The sequence below is a fragment of the Trueperaceae bacterium genome, from assembly GCA_019454765.1.
Classification (GTDB): domain Bacteria; phylum Deinococcota; class Deinococci; order Deinococcales; family Trueperaceae; genus JAAYYF01.
This window is the reverse complement of record JACFNR010000093.1, coordinates 1-1737: the sequence shown is the minus strand read 5'-3', so window position 1 is coordinate 1737 and position 1737 is coordinate 1. Positions and strand designations below refer to the sequence as shown.

Annotated in this window: 2 protein-coding genes and 2 pseudogenes; 3 read left to right on the top strand and 1 reads right to left on the bottom strand. The window is 68.2% G+C overall.

Annotated features, from left to right (window positions below; all coding sequences use genetic code 11):
• Positions 1 to 183: 183 nt before the first annotated feature.
• The gene (locus H3C53_13415; GenBank protein ID MBW7917664.1) at positions 184 to 888 is read right to left on the bottom strand and encodes a hypothetical protein; all 705 of its coding nucleotides are present in this window, start codon (positions 886 to 888) and stop codon (positions 184 to 186) included.
• Between the two features lie 25 nt (positions 889 to 913).
• Here H3C53_13415 and H3C53_13410 point away from each other — a divergent pair.
• From H3C53_13410 to H3C53_13400, 3 genes and pseudogenes are all read left to right on the top strand, one after another.
• Positions 914 to 1117: pseudogene (locus H3C53_13410) on the top strand (agmatine deiminase family protein).
• A 90-nt stretch (positions 1118 to 1207) separates the two neighbouring features.
• Complete coding sequence (locus H3C53_13405) at positions 1208 to 1381, top strand: agmatine deiminase family protein (GenBank protein ID MBW7917663.1); 174 nt, start codon at positions 1208 to 1210, stop codon at positions 1379 to 1381.
• A 278-nt stretch (positions 1382 to 1659) separates the two neighbouring features.
• Positions 1660 to 1737 (top strand): annotated as a pseudogene (locus H3C53_13400) (agmatine deiminase family protein).

Sequence of the window (1737 nt, the reverse complement as noted above, 5' to 3'; positions counted from 1 at the left end):
GAGCTCGTCGGCGTCGGTGAGGCTGAAACCTGGGTCGAGGGTGGGTCTGGTCACTGATGCTCCTCCAGCAGCCGAAGTAGGTAGGGTGCACCTCCACGGCGTGCGACGCTAGTACCGTCCGTGCCGCGGCGCACCACGCGGTGGCGACCGCGACTGAACAGAGTACGCTAGCACTTCCCAGCGTCAGCTCCCTGACCCGCCACCACCGACCGACTCCGGCGCCGCGGGCGTGAGGATGACGACCTCGCCCTCCCGGCGCTGCGTCCACAGGTCGACGCCGACCTTGACCGCAACGAACACCAGCAGGACGGTGGTCGACGGCCCCAACGCCATGGCGAGGAAACCGCCGCCCAGGATGGTGAGGTGCAAGACCACCACCCGACCGTAAGGTTGCGCCATCAGCTGATTGATGGTGGCGCTGCGGTACGCGCCGGTCAAGAGGTACTCGGTCACGAAGCTGAGCGCGTGCGAGACCAGCAGGCCGAGCAGCGGCCAGGCGAAGACGTCGGCACGCGTGAAGGTGCTGATGAACGCACCGAAGAAGAAGCTGCCCGGCCGTGACATCATCGCATCGTCGAAACCGCCGAAGAACGCGTAGACGAACATGCCGTGGACCAGCCAGAAGATGCCGTAGTGCATGACGAAGAAAGGCACGCCGAAGCGTTTCCCTAGGCGCGCCACCGCCTGGGGCAGCCCCTCGCTGCGGGCCACCAGCATCCGCGCCACGGTGAAGAACCCGATCACGCCGCTCTCCAGCCAGTAGAGGAGTATCAGGTCGCCCAAGCTCCAGCCGTACCAGAAGACCGCCGCCAACGGCAGCAGGTTGGCCAGCACGAGCGGTGCGAGCCGCCACCAGTCACGCAGCGGCTTGGCGTTCGTGAGGTCCATCCGACTACCCTAGAACCGTGGGCGCCTGCCTGGTGGTGAGCTAGTACGCACCGGCGAGCACGCGCAGCGGGCGCCGCACGCCGCTACCTGGATCACCTGGCCGTTCGACGACGAGCTCTGGGTCGGACACTTCGCCGGGGTGAGGCGTGAGTTCGCTGCCCTCGTGGCGACCGTCGCGCGCTTCGAACCGGTGGTGTTGAACGTCAAGGACGAGGAGGTAGAGGCCGTTCTTCGTCACCCGACCCCGGGCGCACGGCAAGGGTGCCGAGGTCACCTTGACCGACTGGGGCTTCAACGCTCGGGGCCGCAAGTACGCCCCGTGGACCGACGACGACCGCCCGTCACGCTGGCGGCCCGCCTCGGCATGCGGCGCTTCGTCGCCCCCGTCGTGATGGAAGGCGGCTCGCTGGAGCTCAACTCCCACGGGGTCTGCCTGACCACCCGCTCCTGCCTGCTGGAACCCAACCGCAACCCACGGTTGGACGCGGCCTAACTCGAGCCGCTGCCGCGCGACTACCTCGGGGTGAAGCGGCTGGCGTGGCCGGCCGGCGGCCTCGAGGGCGACCACACCGACGGTCACGTCGACACCATCGCTCGCTTCGTCGACGACGACACCATCGTCTGCACCGTGAAGGCACGCCCGGACGACCCCAACCACGCCGCCACGGCCGAGAACCTCGAGCTGTCACGCCAACCGCGCACGCCCGGCGGCCGACCGTACCGCTTGGTCGAGCTCCCGCTGCCCTGCGCCGCATGGAATAGGAAGGCACGCGCCTACCGCCAAGCTACGCCAACTTCTACGTCGGCAACGGCTTCGTGGTGGTGCCGCAGTACGGCGACGTCAACGAC